At 65.9% G+C, this 18,785-nt stretch carries 22 protein-coding genes; 13 read left to right on the top strand and 9 right to left on the bottom strand.

Translation table 11 applies throughout. The features are described from left to right. Window positions 1-143: 143 nt before the first annotated feature. On the bottom strand, window positions 144-1,808 hold the full coding sequence (locus EI171_RS27555; protein WP_161535197.1) for an acetolactate synthase large subunit: 1,665 nt from the start codon (window positions 1,806-1,808) through the stop codon (window positions 144-146). A gap of 997 nt (window positions 1,809-2,805) precedes the next feature. Continuing rightward, the gene (locus EI171_RS27560; RefSeq protein ID WP_161535198.1) at window positions 2,806-3,699 is read right to left on the bottom strand and encodes a LysR family transcriptional regulator; all 894 of its coding nucleotides are present in this window, start codon (window positions 3,697-3,699) and stop codon (window positions 2,806-2,808) included. A 104-nt stretch (window positions 3,700-3,803) separates the two neighbouring features. Between EI171_RS27560 and EI171_RS27565 the strand changes: the two genes are divergently transcribed. The 7 genes from EI171_RS27565 to EI171_RS44980 all read left to right on the top strand — a co-directional run bounded on the left by EI171_RS27565 (window position 3,804) and on the right by EI171_RS44980 (window position 8,551). Next, on the top strand, window positions 3,804-4,544 hold the full coding sequence (locus EI171_RS27565; RefSeq protein WP_161535199.1) for an SDR family oxidoreductase: 741 nt from the start codon (window positions 3,804-3,806) through the stop codon (window positions 4,542-4,544). Window positions 4,545-4,580: 36 nt separating this feature from the next. Next, window positions 4,581-4,814, top strand: a complete 234-nt coding sequence (locus EI171_RS27570; protein WP_011086795.1) for a 4-oxalocrotonate tautomerase family protein — start codon at window positions 4,581-4,583, stop codon at window positions 4,812-4,814. 86 nt (window positions 4,815-4,900) lie between these two features. Then, window positions 4,901-5,584, top strand: coding sequence for a GntR family transcriptional regulator (locus EI171_RS27575; RefSeq protein ID WP_246740269.1), 684 nt, complete (start codon window positions 4,901-4,903; stop codon window positions 5,582-5,584). Continuing rightward, a complete protein-coding gene (locus tag EI171_RS27580; RefSeq protein WP_161535201.1) occupies window positions 5,581-6,831 on the top strand; it encodes a dicarboxylate/amino acid:cation symporter in 1,251 nt (416 codons plus the stop codon). The genes EI171_RS27575 and EI171_RS27580 overlap by 4 nt, the downstream gene beginning before the upstream one ends. After that, window positions 6,831-7,874: a low specificity L-threonine aldolase gene (locus tag EI171_RS27585; RefSeq protein WP_161535202.1), complete on the top strand. Its 1,044-nt coding sequence runs from the start codon at window positions 6,831-6,833 to the stop codon at window positions 7,872-7,874. The genes EI171_RS27580 and EI171_RS27585 overlap by 1 nt, the downstream gene beginning before the upstream one ends. 65 nt (window positions 7,875-7,939) lie before the next feature. Beyond that, on the top strand, window positions 7,940-8,293 hold the full coding sequence (locus EI171_RS27590) for an MmcQ/YjbR family DNA-binding protein (RefSeq protein WP_028171033.1): 354 nt from the start codon (window positions 7,940-7,942) through the stop codon (window positions 8,291-8,293). 102 nt (window positions 8,294-8,395) lie between these two features. Next, window positions 8,396-8,551, top strand: coding sequence for a hypothetical protein (locus EI171_RS44980; RefSeq protein WP_053815110.1), 156 nt, complete (start codon window positions 8,396-8,398; stop codon window positions 8,549-8,551). A 75-nt stretch (window positions 8,552-8,626) separates the two neighbouring features. On the opposite strand, the gene EI171_RS27595 is transcribed toward EI171_RS44980, so the two are convergent. Further along, complete coding sequence (locus tag EI171_RS27595) at window positions 8,627-9,097, bottom strand: MarR family winged helix-turn-helix transcriptional regulator (RefSeq protein WP_161535203.1); 471 nt, start codon at window positions 9,095-9,097, stop codon at window positions 8,627-8,629. 138 nt (window positions 9,098-9,235) lie between these two features. Here EI171_RS27595 and EI171_RS27600 point away from each other — a divergent pair, with 138 nt between their 5' ends. The 3 genes from EI171_RS27600 (at window position 9,236) to EI171_RS27610 (ending at window position 11,055) form a co-directional block, all read left to right on the top strand. Then, window positions 9,236-9,637 (top strand): Ohr family peroxiredoxin, encoded by a 402-nt coding sequence (locus EI171_RS27600; protein ID WP_060913061.1) that lies wholly within the window; start codon window positions 9,236-9,238, stop codon window positions 9,635-9,637. A gap of 79 nt (window positions 9,638-9,716) precedes the next feature. Further along, on the top strand, window positions 9,717-10,130 hold the full coding sequence (locus EI171_RS27605; RefSeq protein WP_161535204.1) for a cupin domain-containing protein: 414 nt from the start codon (window positions 9,717-9,719) through the stop codon (window positions 10,128-10,130). A gap of 52 nt (window positions 10,131-10,182) precedes the next feature. Next, a complete protein-coding gene (locus EI171_RS27610; RefSeq protein WP_161535205.1) occupies window positions 10,183-11,055 on the top strand; it encodes a helix-turn-helix domain-containing GNAT family N-acetyltransferase in 873 nt (290 codons plus the stop codon). A gap of 43 nt (window positions 11,056-11,098) precedes the next feature. Here the strand turns inward: EI171_RS27610 and EI171_RS27615 are convergent, their stop codons facing one another. Beyond that, entirely contained in the window at window positions 11,099-12,319 is a 1,221-nt protein-coding gene (locus EI171_RS27615) for an MFS transporter (protein WP_161535206.1), read from the bottom strand. Between the two features lie 184 nt (window positions 12,320-12,503). Here EI171_RS27615 and EI171_RS27620 point away from each other — a divergent pair, with 184 nt between their 5' ends. Then, window positions 12,504-12,965, top strand: coding sequence for a cupin domain-containing protein (locus tag EI171_RS27620; protein WP_161535207.1), 462 nt, complete (start codon window positions 12,504-12,506; stop codon window positions 12,963-12,965). A gap of 178 nt (window positions 12,966-13,143) precedes the next feature. Here EI171_RS27620 and EI171_RS27625 read toward each other — a convergent pair whose 3' ends face one another. Together EI171_RS27625 and EI171_RS27630 are read right to left on the bottom strand one after the other, a co-directional pair. Next, on the bottom strand, window positions 13,144-13,731 hold the full coding sequence (locus EI171_RS27625; protein WP_028171027.1) for a membrane protein: 588 nt from the start codon (window positions 13,729-13,731) through the stop codon (window positions 13,144-13,146). Window positions 13,732-13,838: 107 nt separating this feature from the next. Beyond that, window positions 13,839-14,423, bottom strand: coding sequence for a TetR/AcrR family transcriptional regulator (locus EI171_RS27630; RefSeq protein ID WP_028171026.1), 585 nt, complete (start codon window positions 14,421-14,423; stop codon window positions 13,839-13,841). 77 nt (window positions 14,424-14,500) lie between these two features. Between EI171_RS27630 and EI171_RS27635 the strand changes: the two genes are divergently transcribed. Further along, a complete protein-coding gene (locus tag EI171_RS27635; RefSeq protein ID WP_161535208.1) occupies window positions 14,501-14,998 on the top strand; it encodes a peptide deformylase in 498 nt (165 codons plus the stop codon). Window positions 14,999-15,040: 42 nt separating this feature from the next. On the opposite strand, the gene EI171_RS27640 is transcribed toward EI171_RS27635, so the two are convergent. The 3 genes from EI171_RS27640 to EI171_RS27650 form a co-directional block, all read right to left on the bottom strand. Next, window positions 15,041-15,403, bottom strand: a complete 363-nt coding sequence (locus tag EI171_RS27640) for a helix-turn-helix transcriptional regulator (RefSeq protein WP_028171024.1) — start codon at window positions 15,401-15,403, stop codon at window positions 15,041-15,043. Next, window positions 15,403-16,065 (bottom strand): SRPBCC family protein, encoded by a 663-nt coding sequence (locus EI171_RS27645; protein ID WP_011086779.1) that lies wholly within the window; start codon window positions 16,063-16,065, stop codon window positions 15,403-15,405. Before EI171_RS27645 ends, EI171_RS27640 begins: the two co-directional genes overlap by 1 nt. A gap of 201 nt (window positions 16,066-16,266) precedes the next feature. After that, window positions 16,267-17,058 carry a helix-turn-helix domain-containing protein gene (locus EI171_RS27650; RefSeq protein ID WP_161535209.1) on the bottom strand — a complete coding sequence of 264 codons (792 nt, stop codon included), beginning with the start codon at window positions 17,056-17,058 and terminating at the stop codon, window positions 16,267-16,269. A 120-nt stretch (window positions 17,059-17,178) separates the two neighbouring features. Here EI171_RS27650 and EI171_RS27655 point away from each other — a divergent pair, with 120 nt between their 5' ends. After that, window positions 17,179-18,729 carry a carboxylesterase/lipase family protein gene (locus EI171_RS27655; protein ID WP_161535210.1) on the top strand — a complete coding sequence of 517 codons (1,551 nt, stop codon included), beginning with the start codon at window positions 17,179-17,181 and terminating at the stop codon, window positions 18,727-18,729. Window positions 18,730-18,785: the final 56 nt, after the last annotated feature.

An 18,785-nucleotide genomic window follows, 5' to 3' on the forward strand; every position in this document is an offset into this window, starting at 1 on the left:
GGCTGTCATGTTAGCAGGAGGTCTTTGCCGAGACCTCCGTCATTGCGAGCGCAGCGAAGCAATCCAGAGTCTCTCCGCGGAGGCAGCCTGGATTGCTTCGCTGCGCTCGCAATGACGATGTCGAAATAGCTTCGCCCCATCAATCACGCCTTCGACTTCTCGTGAGCCCGCAGCTCATCCACGAGCACCCGCACGTTCTCCGAATAATCGATCGGGATCGAGACCAGGTGCACGCCGCCTTCCCTGAACGCGGCATCCAGCGTCGGGCCGAAGCTGTCGATGCTCGCGATGCGATGCCCCTTGGCCCCATAGGCCTTCGCGTAGAGGGCGAAATCGGGATTGCCAAAGGTCATGCCGAAATCGGCGAAATGATCGACGGCCTGCTTCCAGCGGATCATGCCGTAGGCGTTGTCCTCCAGCACCAGCACGACCAGGTTGAGCTTGAGGCGGACGGCGGTTTCCATCTCCTGGCTGTTCATCATGAATCCGCCGTCGCCGGCGACCGCGAGCACGCGGCGATCGGGATAGAGCATCGCCGCCATCATCGCCGACGGCAGGCCTGCGCCCATCGTCGCCAGCGCGTTGTCCAACAACAGCGTGTTGGCGACGCGGGTGCGGTAGTTGCGCGCGAACCAGATCTTGTACATGCCGTTGTCGAGCGCGACGATGCCGTTCTCCGGGATCACCTGGCGAATGTCGTGCACGATCCGCTGCGGCGTCGGCGGCCAGCGCGCCTCGGTGGCGCGGTCGGCGATATGCCTGAGGATCTCCTCACGGAGCGGCAGCAGCGCCGCGGCCTGCGGCAGCTTGCCTTCGAGCCGGTCGGCGAGCAGCTCCAGACTCGGGCCCACGTCGCCGACAACCTCGGCATCCGGGAAATAGACCTGCTCGACGCTGGCCGACGTGTAGCTGACGTGAATAACCTTCGGGCCCGACGGCCCCATGATGAAGGGCGGCTTCTCGATCGGGTCGTGACCGATCGCCACGATCAGATCGGCGGCGTCGATCGCGTCGTGGACATAGTCGCGCTCCGACAGCGCCGCGGTGCCCATATAGAGATTTGTGCCGCCGGGCACGGTGCCCTTCCCCATCTGCGTGGTGAAAAAGGGAATGCCGGTTCGCCGCACGAAGCTCGCGATGCCGTGGGTCGATCGTGGCCGGCTGGTCGCAGCGCCCATCATCACCAGCGGATGCCTTGCAGCGAGAATCATCTCGGCGGCACGATCGAGCGCGGCGCGGTGGGCGACCGGAATTTCGATCGGATGGATCGGAATCACGGGAGCGGCCGGCACTTCGTCGCCCGCGATGTCCTCGGGCAGTTCGAGATGCACCGGCCCCGGCCGTTCCTCCATCGCCACGCGAAAGGCATCGCGCACCACGGTCGGGATGCTGGAGGCGCTGATGATCTGCCGCGACAGCTTTGTCAGCGGCTTCATGGTCGCGACCACGTCCACGATCTGGAAACGCGCCTGCCGGCTGCTCATGATCGGCTTCTGGCCGGTGATCAGGATCATCGGCATCGCGCCGAGATGCGCATAGGCCGCGCCCGTGGACAGATTGAGCGCCCCGGGGCCGAGCGTCGAGAGACAGACGCCGGGCTTCCCGGTGAGCCGGCCATGGGTGGCAGCCATGAAGGCCGCCGCCTGCTCGTGGCGGGTCAGGACGAGCTCAATTTTGGAGGTGCGGAGCGATTCCACGAAATCGAGGTTTTCCTCGCCGGGAACGCCGAAAATGCGGTCGACGCCTTCATTCTCCAGCGCCGCGACAAACAGGTCCGATCCCTTCACCTTGCGCTCCTGCCCGCTCATGTCGCCTCCCGGTCACAATGTCGGCCCCTGTGTTCGACGGGAACCTCAAGTGTATCGTAACCGCGTGGCGCTCCGGCACAACTCACAAAGCGGCGCAGTTGGCCAACGATGTAGAGAGTGACTGTTCCGTCATCCTGAGGTGCGAGGCTTGCGGTGCGAATGCATCGCAAGCCGAGCCTCGAAGGATGAACGGCCGGGATGCAGCCGGGCCGTCGCCCTTCGAGGCTCGCCCTGCGATACATCGCAGGACGAGCACCTCAGGGTGACGGTGATAAATTGGTGCTCGCGACAAGTCGGATTTCCCAATCGCAGACACATCTTCGCATCCTCGCGGCTTGCTTCGCCCGAGCTTTGCTTCATCGCGACACCCTCCGATGTCAGAGGGCGCAGGGAAGGCCGGGTGCCGGCCGGGCACCCACGGTCCACTGTGCGAAGGTTGCGCTACAGGAAGCTGCACAGCGGCATACAGGTGAAGCCCAACACACGGCCTTCCCTGCTCAGTGGTTTGACGGCTTATGCCGCGTTCTCCCCGGGGAGCGATGCACTATTGCCCCCGTCGCCGTGCGGATCGCTGATGCGCGTGCCCGGTCGGGCCGCCGCATCACCACAAGACTTGGCGCACAGACCCCGGGCGCCAGGACGACACGGTTTTGCCGTACGCAGATCACACCGGTCGTGTGCGCGACGGCGTTCGCTCACGGTTGCCCGCCCTGCGATGCCTATCGCGCCGATGTGACTAGCGTCCACCGCAGCTCACCCCGCGTGTCGTGACGATCGCGATACGCCCCTCTGACCGGGATGAGGTGGCGCACGAATACGCCAAAGCCGAATTTCGGTAAAGTGGAATATTTTCGCTTGAGCGGATTGACCCGCAGCTTGGATGTTTTGCCCGTCGGGCAACGCAAGCTCTTGTAGCCCGGATGAGCGAAGCGATATCCGGGATTCGTGCGGGCGGCGGTCCCGGGTATCGCTTCGCTCACCCGGGCTACGAGTCACATCAAAGCTTCGCCTCGGCAAAAATGCCCGATATCCAGTCGAGGAAGACGCGCAGGCGCAGTGCGGGCTGGCGGTTTTGCAGGTACAGCGCGGAGAGCGGCGTCGGTGACGGCGGATAGTCGGCGAGCACCTCGACCAGCGCGCCGCTGGCGAGATCATCCGCGAAGCGATAGCGGGGGGCCTGGGCGAGGCCGAAGCCGAGCCGTGCGAGATCGGCCATGGTGTCGGAATTGTTGACGCGAACCCGGCTCGGCAGCACGACGTGATGCAGCGCGCCGGCGACGGAAAATTCCAGCGGCAGCACATCGCCGGTGCGCGAGGAGACGAAGGCGACCATCTGATGGCCGTCGAGCGTATCAGGCGCCATAGGCACGCCGTGGCTGGCGAGATAGGCCGGGCTCGCCACCGTGATCTCGGCGATCGTGCCGAGGCGGCGCAGGATCATCCCGCTGTCCTCCGGCTCGCCCGACCGGATCACGCAATCGATGCCTTCACGCACGAGATCGACCAGGCGGTCGCCCTGCCCGATCTGCAAGTCGAGCTGCGGATAGCGCGCCAGGAATGCCGGCAGGTGCGGCAGGATGAAGGTGCGGGTCAGCAAGGGATGGGCGTCGATGCGGAGCAGGCCGCGCGGCCGCGCATCGCGCATCGCAGTTTCCGCTTCCTCGACCTCGGCCAGGATCGCGACGCAGCGGCGGTAGTAGTCCTCGCCGTCGAGCGTCGGCGTGACATGCCGCGTCGTGCGGTCGAGCAGGCGCGCGCCCAAGCGCGACTCCAGGCCGCGCAAGACCTCGCTCGCCGTCGAGCGGGGAATGCCGAGATCGGCGGCCGCAGCCGTAAAACTCTGCCGCTCGACGAGGCGAACGAACAGACGCATGGCGTCAAATCGGTCCATGGCCGATTGTTCACCACAGCCGACAAGTGATGGCAAGTCTGAGGCGATTATCCGGCCACGGCGATCAGCTAAATCTCCGGCTGAAGACAACGAGGAGACCTGCCATGACCCACCAACATCAGCGCGCCGCCATCGTGACCGGCGGCTCCCGCGGCATCGGCGCAGCGATCGCCCGCCGGCTGGCGCAGGGCGGGATTGCGGTCGCGATCAACTATGCGAGCGGCCGCGCGGCTGCCGATGCGCTCGTCGCCGAGATCGAGGCCGCCGGCGGGCGCGCCATCGCCGTGCAGGCCGACCTCGCCGATTCGGCAACCCCTTCGCGGCTGTTCGATGCGGCCGAGCGCGCCTTCGGCGGCGTCGACATCCTCGTCAACAATGCCGGCATCATCGAGCTCGGGCCGCTCGCCGAGGTGACCGATGAAGCGTTCGCGCGGCAAACGTCGATCAATCTCGGAAGCGTGTTCCGGTCCTTGCGCGAGGCGGCGCGGCGGATTCGCGACGGCGGCCGCATCGTCAGCTTCTCCTCCAGCGTGGTCGGTCTCTACCAGCCCGGCTACGGCGTCTACGCCGCGACCAAGGCCGCGGTCGAAACCATGACGCACATCCTCGCCAAGGAGCTCGGCAGCCGGCGCATCACCGTCAACGCGGTGGCGCCCGGGCCGGTCGAGACCCGGCTGTTCCTCGAAGGCAAGAGCGAGCAGCAGGTGCGCGCCATTGCCGCCATGAACCCGTTCGGCCGCCTCGGCCAGCCCGACGACATCGCAGGAATCGTCGCCTTCCTCACCGGTCGCGATGGCGGCTGGATCAACGGCCAGGTCATCCGCGCCAATGGCGGCGTGGTCTGACGCACGGCACGATCGCATCACACGGAGAGACCCATCATGCCTTTCGCCAACATCAAGATTCCGCAAGCCGCGCTGTCTCGCACCCAGAAGGCGGAGATCGTGCATCGCCTCACCGCGCTGTTCGTCGACTATTTCGGCGAAGCGGCGCGGCCGCACACGATGGTGCTGATCGAGGAAGTCCCCGACGGCGGCTACGGCCGCGCCGACGAGGTGTTCGTCGTTCCCGACGCCTGGCGCGCCCGCGACGCCGTCACGCCAGCTTCAGGCTGAGCTCGGGTGCCGCCCTTGGTTCGTTTCACCAGCAAAATCAGTAGGCCCGCTTGACATTCCTCTGACATGCCGCTGGTATGTCAGTTATGCCCACCGCCTCCCTCGACCGCGACCGCGCCTATGCCCTGCTCCGCGACCTCGTCGTGTCAGGCGAGTTTGCGCCTGACGAACCCCTCTCCGAACGCAGCCTGTCGAGCCGCCTGGCGCTGGGCCGCACCCCGATCCGCGAGGCGCTGAAGGCGCTCGCCAGGGACGGCCTGCTCACCATCCATCCGATGCGCGGCACCTTCCTGCGCCAGATGTCCTTCGACGATCTGCGCGAGATTCATGAATTGCGACTCGCGCTCGAAGGCATGGCCGCCTATCTCGCCGCGACGCGCGGGCCGACGGAGCCGCTGCGCCAATGCGCCGGGGAGCTGCGCAGCATTCAGTCGCGCGAAAACCTCGATGTCGAGGAGGCGCAGCAGGTCGGCTGGGCCTTCCACGACGAACTCTTTCGCGCGACCGGCAATGGCCGGCTGGCGCAGTCCTACGACAATCTGCGCGCGCAGAGCGGCCTCGCCCTCCAGAAGATGCGGCAATACAGCGTCGAGCGCACGCGCCAGGCCGTCAGCGAGCATCTCGATATCTACGCGGCCATCGAAGCGCACGATCCTGACGCCGCGCAGCAGCGCATGTGGCGGCATCTGTCGTCCGCATTCGAGGCTCGCCTCACCGCGCTGGGCGCGATCCGCACGCAATATCCGGGACAAGGAGACCACCACGCATGAACCGGCTGCTGTTCAGATTGCCGCTCGTGTTCCAGATGCTGCTCGGATTGGTGCTGGGCCTCGGCGTCGGCCTGCTCTGGCCGGATTTCGGCGCGAGCCTGCGGCCGATCGGCACCGCCTTCGTCGAGGCGGTGAAGATGATCGTCATTCCCGTGGTGTTCGCAGCCGTCACGCTCGGCCTCTACCGCATGGGGAGCGAGTTGAAGGTCCTGGGGCGCGTCGCCGCGATCAGCCTCGGCTATTTCTACCTCGCCACCGTGATCTCGATCCTGATCGGCCTGCTCCTCAACGCCGCCTTCCATCCCGGCGCCGGCGCCCCGCTGGCCGCGACCGGCAAGGTGCCGCAGAACCTCGCGGTGTCGGTGGACTGGATCAAGTTCTTCATGGACATGATCCCCTCCAACATCGTCGCGGCGATGGCCGAGCAGAAGATTCTCCCGACGCTCGTCTTCGCCATTCTGTTCGGGCTCGCACTCGCCTCTAGCGGCAAGGTCGGCGAGCCCATGGTGGCCGTGCTCGAGGCGGTGATGGCGGCGATGTTCAAGATCACCAAATGGATCACCTCGCTCGCTCCGATCGCCATCTTCGCGGTGATGGCGTGGCTGTTCGCGACGCAAGGCCTAGCCACCGTGATCGCGCTCGCCAAGCTCGTCGGCGTGATGTATCTGGGCCTTGCGATCATGGTCGCGATCTTCTGGCTGATGCTGCTTGCGATCGGCGAGAAGCCGCTCGTCGTCACCAAGGCGGTGATGGAGCCGATGATCCTGGCCTTCTCCACCCGCTCCTCGGAAGTGACCCTGCCGCTGCACATGGAGAAGCTGCGGGCGATGGGCGCCTCAGAGCGCATCGTCTCGGTGGTGCTGCCGCTCGGCTATGCCTTCAACCGCGACGGCGCCATCATGTATTTTGCCCTCGCCGTCACTTTCCTCGCGGAAGCCTATGGCGTGACGCTGACCTGGTCGACGCTGTTCACCATCGTCATGGTCACGACGATCGCGAGCAAGGGCAGCGCCAACGTCCCCTCCGGCGGGCTCGTCGCCATCGCCATGGTGCTGTCGGCGATCGGGCTGCCGATCGAGGCGCTCGCGGTCATCGCCGGCGTCGACGCCTTCCTCGACATGGGCCGCACCGCGATCAACGTGTTCGGCAACACGGTCGCGGTGAAGCTGGTCGAAAAGTTTGCCGGCGACATGGCCGCCGATGAGACCCAGCCGACGGCGGCCGGCCTGCAAGTGCAGGACGCCTGATGGTCGCGCAAGAGAGAGGCCGCGACGGCGTCGTCGATCTGCGCAGCGACACCGTCACGCTACCGACGGCCGCGATGCTGGAGCGCATGCAGCGGGCCCCGCTCGGCGACGACGGCCGCGAGGGCGACCCGACCGTCCGCGCGCTCGAAGCGCGCGGCGCCGCGTTGACCGGCAAGGAAGCTGCCCTGTTCGTGCCGAGCGGCACGATGGGCAATCTCCTGGCGATGCTCGCCCATGCCGAGCGCAGCGCAGAGGTATTCGCCGACGCTGGTGCGCACCTGCTCAACTCCGAGCTCGGCAGCGTCGTGACGATCGCGGGGCTGGTGCCGAAGCCCATGCCGAGCCGTCGCGGCGCAATGGACGAAGCGGCGCTTGCAGACGCGATCCGCGGCTCGGAACGTCCCGGCCTGATCGCAATGGAGACGACGCATAACGGCGCCGGCGGCGCCGTGCTGCCCCTGCCGCACATGATGCGAATTCACGCGCTCGGACAGAGCAACGGGATCCCCGTGCATCTGGACGGCGCCCGCCTGTTCAATGCCTCGGTCGCGCTCGGCGCGCCGGCGGCACGGATCGCCGAGCATGCCGACAGCGTGATGGTCTGCCTGTCCAAAGGCCTGAGCGCGCCGGTCGGCAGCCTTCTGTGCGGTACCGCGGAGTTCGTCGCACGGGCGCGCACCTTGCGGAAACTCGTCGGCGGCACCATGCGCCAGTCCGGTGTCGTCGCAGCCGCGGGCCTCGTCGCGCTGGAGACGATGATCGAGCGCCTCTCCAAGGATCACGCGGCAGCAAGGCGGCTCGCCGCGGCCTTGAGCTGGCTCGACCCGGCACTCGCTGATCCCGACCAGGTGCAGACCAACATCCTGCGCATCGACGTCTCCGCAAGCGGACGCGAGGCCGCCGCATGGGCCGAGGGCGTGAAGCAGCGCGGCATCCTGGTGCAGGCCAGCGGCCCCTCGCAGCTCCGGCTCGTCACCCATCGCCACATCGACGGAGCGGCGGTGGACCGCACCATTGCCGCCTTCGCGGCGCTCGGCCGCTAGCGCGCGCATTGCAAGCAGCAAGCGCGCGCATTGCAAGCCGCGCGCGGCGTGCTATCGCTCGCGCCATGACTCCGAAAAGCTTCGAAGCGCGCTGCCTGCGCCTGCCCGCCGCCACCAAGGTGGTGCAGTGGGAAGGCACCTCCGTGTTCAAGGTCGGCGGCAAGATGTTCGCGCTCGGCGGCGGCTTTGCCGCGGGCTCCGGCGGCTACATGTTCAAGGTCTCGGACATGGCCTATGCAATCCTGATCGAGCACGGCGTGGCACGTCCGGCGCCGTATCTGGCTCGCGCCAAATGGGTGCAGCTCGTCAGCAACAACGCCCTGCCGGATGCCGAGCTCACCGCCTATCTGGCGCAGGCCCATGCGCTGATCGTGGCCAAGCTGACGCGCAAATCACGCAAGATGCTGGGGCTGGACTAGAGCCTCGCTGCGCCGCCCTCGCCATAACGTGATGTTCCTCCCATGGACTTGTGCTGCACCGCAACTAGCTCAAGGCAAAGTCCAATCGAGATGGAGTGTTTTATGAGCTCACCGAACACCACGACAGCCGCCAAATCTCATCGCTATGAACTCGTGCATGGTGACGGAGCCGACTTCGTCGCCTACCAGCGCCGTCGCGAAGACGGGATTTGGCAGACCTTTGCGACATGGATGATTCCGCGCACGGTCTGCAGCTGAAGCGGAGCGCTTTTCCCTCGTGCTTGCGCCGGAGGCGGACGCCGCCTCCGGCTTCCCTGCAGAAGCCCGCCCCGCTCAGCGCTTCTTCTCTGCACCCGTTTGGGTCGCGCGCAGCAGATTGTCGCGCAATGTGCTCACCGTCTTCTGCACCACCGGAAAATCGTCGCCGAGGCCGGTCGCCTCGATCAGGGACTCGCCGAGATCCTGTTCGATCAGCTTGCGCCCGCCCGGCGTCAGGCTCACCCGCACCTGCCGCTCGTCGGCGGGATCACGGTGGCGCCTGATGTAACCCGTCTGCTCGAGCTTCTTCAGGATCGGCGTCAGCGTGTTGGATTCCAGGAACAGCTTCTCGCCGAGCGCGCTGACGGTCTGCTCGTCCTCCTCCGACAGCGCCACCAGGGCGATGTACTGGGTGTAGGTCAGCCCGACCGTGTCCAACAGGGGCTTGTAGGCACGGCCGAAGGCGAGATTGGCCGAATAGACCGCAAAGCACAGGAAATTCGACAGCTTTCGGCCTTTGCCGGCGGCTTTGGGGGAACGGGCCACGGGAACCTCCGCAATTCGTGATCTGCCAACCGATATAAATCGTATCCGATTAAATCGGAAGATCTTGACCGGCGGATGCGGCGGGTTTATTTCATGGCGCATCCGATTAGATCGGATACGATAAAAAAGGACCCCGCCATGTCATCCGCTGCCAAGCTTCTCTTTACCGGCAAGACCCACGTCACCTCAGGCTCCGATGGTGCCGCGCACTCCAGCGACGGCTTCCTCGACATCAAGTTGGCGCAGCCGCATCCGGCCGCCGAAAACCTGTTCGCCGCCGCCTGGTCGGCCTGCTACCTCGGCGCGCTCGGGCTCGCCGCCGCCCAGCGCAAGGTCAAGCTGCCGAGCGAACCGTCGGTCGACACCGCGATCGACCTCAACAATGCGAACGGCGCCTTCTTCTTGCGCGCCCGTCTCGACGTCAGCGTCCCCGGCGTCGACCGTGCGGTGGCGCAGGAGCTGATCGAAGCCGCGCACGGCATCTGCCCGTACTCCAAGGCGGTGCACGGCAACATCGAGGTGACCACCACCCTCGTCTGAAGCGCCACGACGCGGGAACCGGCCGGCATCGGCCGGGCTCGCGCGGTGCGATCAATCCAGCGACCACACGGAGCCGACCATGAGCCATCGTCTTTTGCCCGCCGTGCGTATCCTCGCCAGCGCAGCCGTACTGGCCGCAAACCTGTTCACGCTGCCGGTAGCGGCGCAGCCGGCCGGTGTCACGCGCACCGACCTCCAGCGCCACGATCTCAGCGCGCCCGGCCGCGAAGCCGTGCAGGTGCGCGTCGACCTCGCCCCCGGCGTGGCGTTCGGCCGGCACACCCATCCGGGCGAAGAAATCATCTACGTGCTGTCAGGCGCCATCGAATACGCCGTCGAAGGCAAGCCACCGGTGACGCTGAAGGCCGGCGACGTGCTGTTCATCCCGTCCGGCACGGTGCATGCGGCGAAGAACGTGGGCACTGGGACCGCGAGCGAGCTTGCGACCTATATCGTCGCGAAGGACAAGCCGCTGCTGACGCTGGCAAAGTGAGGCCAGCCACTCCAATTGACCAAGAGACGATATCTGACTAAAGTCAGATATCATGCTCGATCCCGTCTCACGCGTTCGCCGCTTCAACCGTGCCGTCACCTCCGCCGTCGGCGCGCTCGACACCTCGTTCCTCGGTCGTGGCCGGCCGCTCGGCGCCGCGCGCGTGCTCAACGCAATCGGGCACGGACGTTCGGACGTGGCCGAGATCCGCGACTATCTCGGGCTCGATTCCGGGCTGATGAGCCGGCTGTTGCGCAGCCTCGAGGACGAAGGGCTGGTCGAGACCACGGCGCATGCGGACGATGCGCGCCGCCGCGTGGCAAAACTCACACGCACGGGCCGGCGCGAGTTCGCGGCCTACGAGGCGCTGTCGAATACGCAGGCAGAAAGTTTCCTCGCCCACCATTCGCAGCGCGATGCGCTGCTGGCGGCCATGGACATGATCGCCTCCGCGCTGACACGCGAGCGCGTTGCGCTCGACGAGACGGACCCGCGATCCGAGGAGGCGCGCTATTGCCTCGGCGAATATTACGCGGAGCTCAGCCGTCGTTTTAAACAGGGCTTTGACGTTTCGCTGTCGCGCGATCCCGATGCCAAGGACATGCGCCGGCCGCGCGGAACCTTCATCGTCGCGATGTCGGACACGCTGCCGACCGGCTGTGTCGGGCTGAAGGGAACCGATCACGGCTATGCCGAGATCAAGCGGCTGTGGGTCGCCCCCGCCGCGCGCGGATTGCGGCTCGGCCGTCGCCTGATGGACGCGGCCGAAGACGCGGCGCGCGAGCTCGGCATCGCGCTGCTGCGGCTCGACACCAACAGCGCCCTCCCCGAGGCCGGCCAGCTCTACCGCACCACCGGCTGGCGCGAGATCCCGCGGTTCAATGACGATCCCTATCCGGATCTGTTTTTCGAGAAACAGCTGTGAGGCAGAAGTCCCGGGTGTCGCTTCGCTCACCCGGGCTACAGTCTCACGCCGCTGCAGTCGCCGCCTGCCCTTGCGGCTTCGCGAACGGGCGGAAGGTCATCGCCATCAGGAAGGCGCCGAGGCCCATCGCCCAGGAGGCGATGTAGAGCCAGGCGTAGCTCGAGAACGCGTCGTAGATCAGGCCGCCGGCGAGCGGCCCCGTCGCCATGCCGAGGCTGCCGGCCATCGCGGTGCCGCCGATCACCGTGCCCATCATGCGCAGCGGAAAGTTTTCGCGCACCAGCACCGCGTAGAGCGGCATGGTGCCAGCATAGATGAAGCCGAAGATGGCGCCGACCGCGTAGAACGCCGCGAGCTGATGCGCGAAGACGTAGGCGAGTGCGCCGAACGCCTGCAACAGCAGGCCCGTGACCAGCACGCGCTTGGCGCCGAAGCGATCGCCGAGCAGGCCGAAGGCGATGCGGCCGCCCATGCCGGCAAAACCCTCGATGCTGTAGATCGTCACCGCCGCGATCAGCGGAATGCCGCAGCTCACGGCATAGCTGACGGTGTGGATGATCGGGCCGGAATGGGTGGCGCAGCAGAAGAAATTGGTCGCGAGCAGGATGAGGAATTGCGGCGAGCGCAGCGCCTCCCCCAGCGACATCTCCGCCTGCGCGGCGTCCTCACCCGACGGCACGGGCATCGCCTGCGCAAGCGCGGGCGGACGGCGCACCAGCAGCGATACCGGGATCATGATGGCGCCGACCACCAGTGCCACGATCTGCATCGAGGTGCGCCAGTCATGGCCGGAGACGAGCCAGGCCGCGAGCGGCGACATCGTCATCGGCGCCATGCCCATGCCGGCCGACACCAGCGAGACCGCGAGGCTGCGGTGGGTGTCGAACCAGCCGGTGACGGTCGCCATCATCGGCGCGAAGATCGCCGCGCAGGAGGCACCGACCAAGAGGCCGAACACGAACTGGAACGCAATGAGCGAGGTCGCATGGCTCGCCCCGAACAGGCTCAGCGCCAACACCGTCGAGCCCGTCAGCACCACCGGCCGCGGCCCGAACCTGTCCGTCGCGGTGCCCCAGGCCATGCTGGTGAAGGCCATCGCCAGAAAGCCGATCGTCATGGCGCTGGAGATGCCGGTCACCGACCAGCCGGTGTCCTTGGCGATCGGCTGCAGGAACACCGGCAGCGAAAACATGCCGCCGATCGCGACACAGCCAAGCAGGCCGCCGGCGGCGACGATCACCCAGCGATAGTAGGACGAGTTCATTTTCCTTGTCTCCCGTCAGTCTGTCTGAGTGAAAGACGATTGGGATTGGCGCGCGCCGACAGGCGACGGTACTTTAATTTTCCGGCGATCGCGACCGCGCCGCCGGTGCGCGGTTCCGCAAGCGCCGCCCCTGATGCGGCCTGTTCGCGCCTCATAACTCCAAAGGCTTCAGGAAAGCACCCGCATGCCCAAGATCGACATCGCCGCAGTGCCGGAGCGCAGAGGCTCCGGCTATCCCTCGCCCTTCAGTCTTCCTTGCGCCGAGCGCATCCGGCAGCGGCTCGGCAACGCCGGAGGCCTTTCCGATTTCGGCGTCAATTTGATGCGGCTGCCGCCGGGCAGCTGGTCGAGCCAGCGGCACTGGCATTCGCATGAGGACGAGTTCGTCTATTTGCTCGAAGGCGAACTGACACTGATCGAGGACGACGGTGAAACCGTCTTGCGCGCGGGCGATTGCGCCGCCTTTCCGAAAGGCAGCGGCAACGGCCATCACATGATCAACCGGTCGGACGCGATTGCCCTCTACCTCGAAATCGGCTCGCGCTCGCCCGCCGACCTCATCACCTGCTCCGACATCGACATGATGAGCCCGGCTTCCGACGGCCGGTTCCTGCACAAGGATGGCAAGCCCTATCCGGACGGCTAGTTCGGCCACGAGAACAAAAACCTCGAAAACAACCCCATGCACAGTAGGCGGGCGCTGCGGGATCAATGACTTACGATGTCGGTCATTTGCGATGCCGATCACTTGCGATACCAGGCCGCAATTTGACTCGTCGGGCAAAACACCGGCATCCTGTCATGATCCCGCCAACGCCATCGCATCACCCCAGCTGAGCCCGCCTGGCGCCACGCCGCCACGCGCTGACGGTGAGCCAGATCGCCGAGACCAGGAAGTAGAGCGCGCCGACCGCAGCATAACCGGCGACATTCGTGATCGACGGAGCCGCGGGCATCGCGGCTTGAGCGATGAAGAAGCCGCCTGCCAGCGCTGATTGGCCACCGCTGAGCGCCATGGCCCACTGCGCGCCAAAACGCCTCCAGCGCCGGATTGCCGTCCCGAGCTGCAGCAATCCGGACAGGATCGCCCATGCACCGAACACGCCGAGCACCCAGTTCATGCTGACCTGCAAGGCAAGGACGACCGCGACTGTGGTCGCCAGACTGACCAGGACGTTCAGAGCCTGGGTGCGGTTCTGGCTGAGCCCACCGCTGCGCAGCGCGTCGAGCCAATTGGCCGCGGCGTCCCACGCCGGATAGGCGACGAGCAAAGCTCCGGCGACCGGCGCGGAGGACTGACCGACGGCAAACGCAGCGGCAACCCAGGCGACGGAAAACCCCGCGCGCGTGAAGTAGTACAGCCTCAGCCATTGCTCCTGACCGGCCGAATCCGGCTGATGATGATCTCTCATGACAGTCTCCTTACCTACTAGTTGGTAGTTTCTCGAGCGAAGCGAAATTGCATCGACGCAGGTGGCTTGCAGCTTGTGTGATTGTCGGGGGGCCCGCCGGGTGGATCTCAGCGCGTTGCGGACAGCCGCTCCAGCAGCGGCCGGGTGATGACACCGAACATCTTGGGATCGCCATAGGCACGCGCCGACAGCATCGCGCCGTGAACCGTGGCCATGAATCCTTCGGCCTCGACCCGCGCCGTGCCGGAAAGCTGTAGCCGCCCCTGCCGCTTGCCGCGCTCCATCACTGAGGTCAGCCAGGATGCCAGGGCGCGGAAATGGGCGCGCACTTCAAGCGCCACCTCCTCGGGCAGGAGCGGAAGCTCACTGGCAAGAAGCGCACACACGCAGAACGGAGCCGTCGCGTCCTTGATGCACGCCTCCCAATAGGCGAGATAGCTTTTGAGCTGTGCGCCGGGGTCCGGGATGTTGCGCTCGATGGCGGAGAGTCCCGCCGCGGCCTCCTCGCGATAGCGCGACACGAGGGTGCGGACCAGGTCGACCTTGCTGGCGAAATGGTGGTGGATGCTCGGCTTGCGGATGCCGACGATGTCGGCGATGTCGGCGTAGCTGAAGCCGTTATAGCCGCCGGCAATGATCAGCGTGCGCGCGCAGGCCAGGATGTCGTCGGCGGTCGAGGAAACGTTGGTCATGGCGCATGAACTACCTTCCAGTTGGTAGGGCGTCAAGAACGAGGTGCTTCAACCATCCGTGAGTGGTAGGAGCGTGCATGACCATCCGCCCCCTCGCCCGCTACCCCGACCGCCGGCTGGCGATTCCTGCCCGCCCCGTCACTGCGTTCGACGACGAGCTCCGCGAGCTCGCCGCGGACCTGCTCGACACCATGCGCGCCGCGCCCGGCATCGGCATCACGGCTCCGCATATCGGCGTGCCCTTGCGCGTCGTGGTGCTCGAGCTCGACGCCAAAGACGGCGCACGGACCTATGTCAATCCTGAGATCACATGGGCTTCGCCCGAGATGATCATGCACCGGGAGGGCAGCGTCTCGATGCCCGGGGTCAACGACGAGGTCCAGCGTCACGCCCGCGTGCGCATCAGCTACTGGGATCTCGACGGCACCATGCAGACCGAGGAGTCGGAAGCCCTGCCCGCCGTCTGTCACCAGCACGAGATCGATCAGCTCGACGGGATGTTCTGGATCCAGCGGCTGTCGCGGCTGAAGCGGGAACGGCTGGTGAAGAAGTTCGAGAAAATGTCGCGGGGGTGACCGTGACGCTAAGGCGGCTTCGCCACCTTGTTCGCGACGCCTTCAAGCCCTCTTCCCGCTCCGTTTGGTGACGGGAGCGTGACGACGCTCCCGCTTGCCGCGCGCGATCTCGGTCGCCAGCGCGTCCAGCTTCGGCTCCCAGAAATTCCTGAACTGACCGATCCACGCATCCACCGCGCGAAGCCCCGCAACGTCGACCGAATAGAGCCGCCTTTGCGCCTCCGCCCGAACCGTCGCGAAGCCGCTCTCGCGCAGCACCTTAAGGTGCTGCGACACGGCGGCCTGCGTGATTCCGAACTCCGCCCCGATCGCCTCGACGACCTCGCCGGACGCCATTTCCCCGGGCGACAGCAGCTCGAGGATGCGACGGCGCACGGGATCGGCGAGGACCTCGAAGACGTGCATCAGCTTCCTGTGCCTGGATGTGCGACATCGGGCGGCATCTCGCCGCGATAGAAGGCGATGGTGCGGTCCGAGCGCTGCTTCGCCGTGTCAGGGTCGACCCCGCTCGCGACATGCGCCTCGCGCCATTGCTCGCCGCTTCGTGTCATGAATTCCTTGCCCGCAGGAGATCCCATCCATGCCTCGGCCGTCTCATGGTCGACCGATGCCCCGGTGGCAACATATCGCTCAAGTCCGGCAATGGCGAGGTCCCAACCGATACCCACGGCGCCTGGGCCGAACTGATTCCAGTGATCCTCGATGATCGCGGTGTGCTCCAGCGTCAACCGCGCCTGATGTCGTTCTGCCGCGAGCTGGACGTCGATCCAGCTCATCGCACCACCGAATTCCCACGTCGCTGCAAAATGGGTCGGCGGCGTACATGCCGTGATGGTGCCGCCCGCATTGCCCTTGAGCTGGTACCTTCCGCCGAGCTGGAGGTCTCCCTCGACCGGCAAGAACCAGCGCGGAATGCGCTCCCTGCTGGTCACCGCGTCCCAAAGATCGTCAACGCTCGTCTCGTAAAGCCGCGTCAGTGTCACCGCGCTGGCCGGCTTGCCGTCTTTCTCGAAATTCCGCACCGAACGCGTCACAAGCCCCAAGACTCTGGCGACGTCGATCTCCATTGCATTCCTCCTTGTCGTTGATCGCAAGGGCAAATATCGATCTGCACTAATATAAGTCAAGTCTTATATTCACGACGTTCGACGCCTGGAATTCGGTGCCCCTCCTTCAGCGGCAGAAAAAGGTCCCCAACCGCCTCGTGCTCCGGCACCTCCGGGAAGAAGCTCCGCCGCTGGCAATAGATCGGGAAGTTGCGTGCTTCCCTACGCATCCCGCACGATACTGCTGAGATATTTTGCCGGGGGGTTGCCGAGCGCCTTCTTGAACATCGTGATGAAGGCCGCGACGGACTCGTAGCCGAGATCGGCCGAGACCTGCTGCACGCTGGCGCCGGCAGTGAGTTCTCGCAGGGCGACGATCAGGTGCAATTGCTGGCGCCAGCGCCCGAAGCTCAGACCCGTTTCCCTGACGACGAGACGCGCGAGGCTGCTCTCGCTGAGCGCGACGCGCTTCGACCATTCGGCGAGGGTCCTGCGGTCGGAAGGATCTTTTGCCAGCGCAGCCGCGATCCGCTTCAACCGCGGCTCGGACGAGAGCGGCAGATGGAGCTGCTGGACGGGCATGCGCGGCAGCTCGCGGAGCAGGACGCTCGCCAGGAGGTCCACCCTCGCCAAGTCATCCCCGACCTGATCGCACAACTCGACGATCAGCTCACGCAGCAGCGGCGAGATCGACAGCGTGCAGCATCGACCCGGCAGGTCCACGATGTCGGGCTCGATGTAGACGAAAAACAGCCGGGCATTCTCTGTGGCGAGGTTGCTGTGCTGCATGCCGCCGGGAATCCACACCGCGCAATGTGGCGGCACCATCCACAGGCCACTGGGAACGCGACATGTGACACCACCTCCCAACGCGAAGACCAGTTGTCCCTTGCGGTGGCTGTGATCGGGGACCTCCCCCTTGGTCCCCGTCACGTCAACGCGCACGGCGATGACCGGGGCGGAGCGATCGTCCACATCGAGGCTGGACCATGGAAAGCGAAGGGGTTGCCGCATGCTGCCGGTTTTTAGTCATTGATTGGCTAAATATCTAAATTCAACGAGGGCGAAAGTCGATAGGTTGCTGCCAAACCTGCCGGGCGGCGGCCAGGCGCCTACCGATGACGGGATACGACCATGAATGCCTTCACGACCGCGACAGCAGCCGAACTCGGACGTGTGGTCCGCACCCAAGCCGGTTTCGTGCGCGGCGGCGTGCGGGACGCAAGCGGCGTGCTGTCGTTCAAGGGCATCCCCTACGCGGCGCCCCCGGTTGGACGGCTGCGCTGGTGCGCACCGCGGCCGCCAGCGCCTTGGGACGGCGTGCGAGATGCAAGTGTGTTTGGCGCAGGCTGTCTTTCAGCTCTCGAAAACGACCATCGGCCGGGACCGCGCGACGAGGATTGCCTCTATCTCAATGTCTGGACCACAGCGGAGCATCCGGACGAGAGGCGGCCCGTGATGGTGTGGATTCATGGCGGGGGCTTTCAATTCGGCTCCTCGGCCAACCCCGCGACCGACGGAGGCGCGCTGGCGGCCAGCGGGGTCGTCGTCGTCAGCTTCAACTATCGCCTCGGCGTCTTCGGCTTCCTCGCCCATCCTGATCTCGACGCGGAAGCGCCGTCGGGCAATTACGGCCTCAGAGACCAACTGGCGGCGCTGCGCTGGGTCAAGGCCAACATTGCCGGCTTCGGCGGCGATCCTGACAACGTCACCCTGTTCGGCGAGTCCGCCGGCGCCATGGCAGTCGGGATCCTGATGGCCTCGCCGCTCGCGCACGGACTGTTTCACAAGGCCATCGGACAGAGCGGCGCGTTCTGGGATGGCAAGCACGGGCCACTTCAGAGTTTTGAAGAAGCCCGCGCGCGCGGTCTCGCGTTCGCCCGGCAACAAGGCGATGAGTCCATCGCCGCCTTGCGCGCGATGCCGGCCGATCAGTTGAATGCAGCCGCACCATGGAGCTTCAAGGCCAGCCCCGTTGTCTCGGCATTCTCACCGAGCATCGATCATGATGTGGTGCCCGACGTGCCCGCCCGCAGATTCCTGCGCGGCGAGCAGATGCACATCCCGTTGCTGGCGGGCTGGAATAGCGCGGAGGAATTCCCCTTCCCTGCGCAATCCCTGCCCGACCACTCGGCGCGCGCCTTTCTCACCGCGGCCGAGGCAATGTTCGGCGGGGAACGCATGGCCGATTTCCTGAAGGTCTACCCTGCCGCGACCGATGCCGAGGCGAAGGCCTCCGCGGCGGCCCTCACCGGCGACGCCGTGATCGGCGAGCAGTGCTGGCAGTCGCTGCGGCTGCATCGGCGTCGCCGGCGCGCGCCCGCCTACGGCTATCTGTTCAGCTATACGTCGCGCTACACGCCGATCGCCTCGCATGTCACCGAAATCCCGTTCGTGTTCGGCACGCTGACGCCGCAACAGGTGATCGGCAGCACAGCACCGCCGGCCGAGGAGGACCGCGCGCTGGCGCGGACGATGATGGGTTACTGGGTGAATTTCGCGACGCAGGGGAATCCGAACGGATCAGGTCTGCCACCCTGGCCCGCCTATGACGAGAACGACGTCGTGCAGATCCTCGATACGACGATCGAAGCCCGTCCCAATCCGCAAGCCGCCCGCTTCCGCTTCCTCGACAGTTTCAGGCAGGACGGCGTATTGCCGATGCGCTGGCGCGAGATGGCATAAGCGGCTTAACCGCCAACTCGATAGCGACCAGTCCGTCTCCTACGACCGAAACGGAC

Source organism: Bradyrhizobium sp. LCT2, from assembly GCF_009931255.1.
GTDB lineage: Bacteria > Pseudomonadota > Alphaproteobacteria > Rhizobiales > Xanthobacteraceae > Bradyrhizobium > Bradyrhizobium diazoefficiens.

Coding starts and splice junctions, on each gene's coding strand:
- EI171_RS27645 (WP_011086779.1), bottom strand. CDS start 16,065: ATGGAGATCGACGTCGCCAGAGTCTTGGGGCTTGTGACGCGTTCGGTG.
- EI171_RS27555 (WP_161535197.1), bottom strand. CDS start 1,808: ATGAGCGGGCAGGAGCGCAAGGTGAAGGGATCGGACCTGTTTGTCGCG.
- EI171_RS27635 (WP_161535208.1), top strand. CDS start 14,501: ATGACCATCCGCCCCCTCGCCCGCTACCCCGACCGCCGGCTGGCGATT.
- EI171_RS27575 (WP_246740269.1), top strand. CDS start 4,901: ATGCCCACCGCCTCCCTCGACCGCGACCGCGCCTATGCCCTGCTCCGC.
- EI171_RS27630 (WP_028171026.1), bottom strand. CDS start 14,423: ATGACCAACGTTTCCTCGACCGCCGACGACATCCTGGCCTGCGCGCGC.
- EI171_RS27600 (WP_060913061.1), top strand. CDS start 9,236: ATGTCATCCGCTGCCAAGCTTCTCTTTACCGGCAAGACCCACGTCACC.
- EI171_RS27655 (WP_161535210.1), top strand. CDS start 17,179: ATGAATGCCTTCACGACCGCGACAGCAGCCGAACTCGGACGTGTGGTC.
- EI171_RS27560 (WP_161535198.1), bottom strand. CDS start 3,699: ATGGACCGATTTGACGCCATGCGTCTGTTCGTTCGCCTCGTCGAGCGG.
- EI171_RS27580 (WP_161535201.1), top strand. CDS start 5,581: ATGAACCGGCTGCTGTTCAGATTGCCGCTCGTGTTCCAGATGCTGCTC.
- EI171_RS27620 (WP_161535207.1), top strand. CDS start 12,504: ATGCCCAAGATCGACATCGCCGCAGTGCCGGAGCGCAGAGGCTCCGGC.
- EI171_RS27615 (WP_161535206.1), bottom strand. CDS start 12,319: ATGAACTCGTCCTACTATCGCTGGGTGATCGTCGCCGCCGGCGGCCTG.
- EI171_RS27590 (WP_028171033.1), top strand. CDS start 7,940: ATGACTCCGAAAAGCTTCGAAGCGCGCTGCCTGCGCCTGCCCGCCGCC.
- EI171_RS27625 (WP_028171027.1), bottom strand. CDS start 13,731: ATGAGAGATCATCATCAGCCGGATTCGGCCGGTCAGGAGCAATGGCTG.
- EI171_RS44980 (WP_053815110.1), top strand. CDS start 8,396: ATGAGCTCACCGAACACCACGACAGCCGCCAAATCTCATCGCTATGAA.
- EI171_RS27650 (WP_161535209.1), bottom strand. CDS start 17,058: ATGCGGCAACCCCTTCGCTTTCCATGGTCCAGCCTCGATGTGGACGAT.
- EI171_RS27570 (WP_011086795.1), top strand. CDS start 4,581: ATGCCTTTCGCCAACATCAAGATTCCGCAAGCCGCGCTGTCTCGCACC.
- EI171_RS27585 (WP_161535202.1), top strand. CDS start 6,831: ATGGTCGCGCAAGAGAGAGGCCGCGACGGCGTCGTCGATCTGCGCAGC.
- EI171_RS27565 (WP_161535199.1), top strand. CDS start 3,804: ATGACCCACCAACATCAGCGCGCCGCCATCGTGACCGGCGGCTCCCGC.
- EI171_RS27640 (WP_028171024.1), bottom strand. CDS start 15,403: ATGCACGTCTTCGAGGTCCTCGCCGATCCCGTGCGCCGTCGCATCCTC.
- EI171_RS27605 (WP_161535204.1), top strand. CDS start 9,717: ATGAGCCATCGTCTTTTGCCCGCCGTGCGTATCCTCGCCAGCGCAGCC.
- EI171_RS27610 (WP_161535205.1), top strand. CDS start 10,183: ATGCTCGATCCCGTCTCACGCGTTCGCCGCTTCAACCGTGCCGTCACC.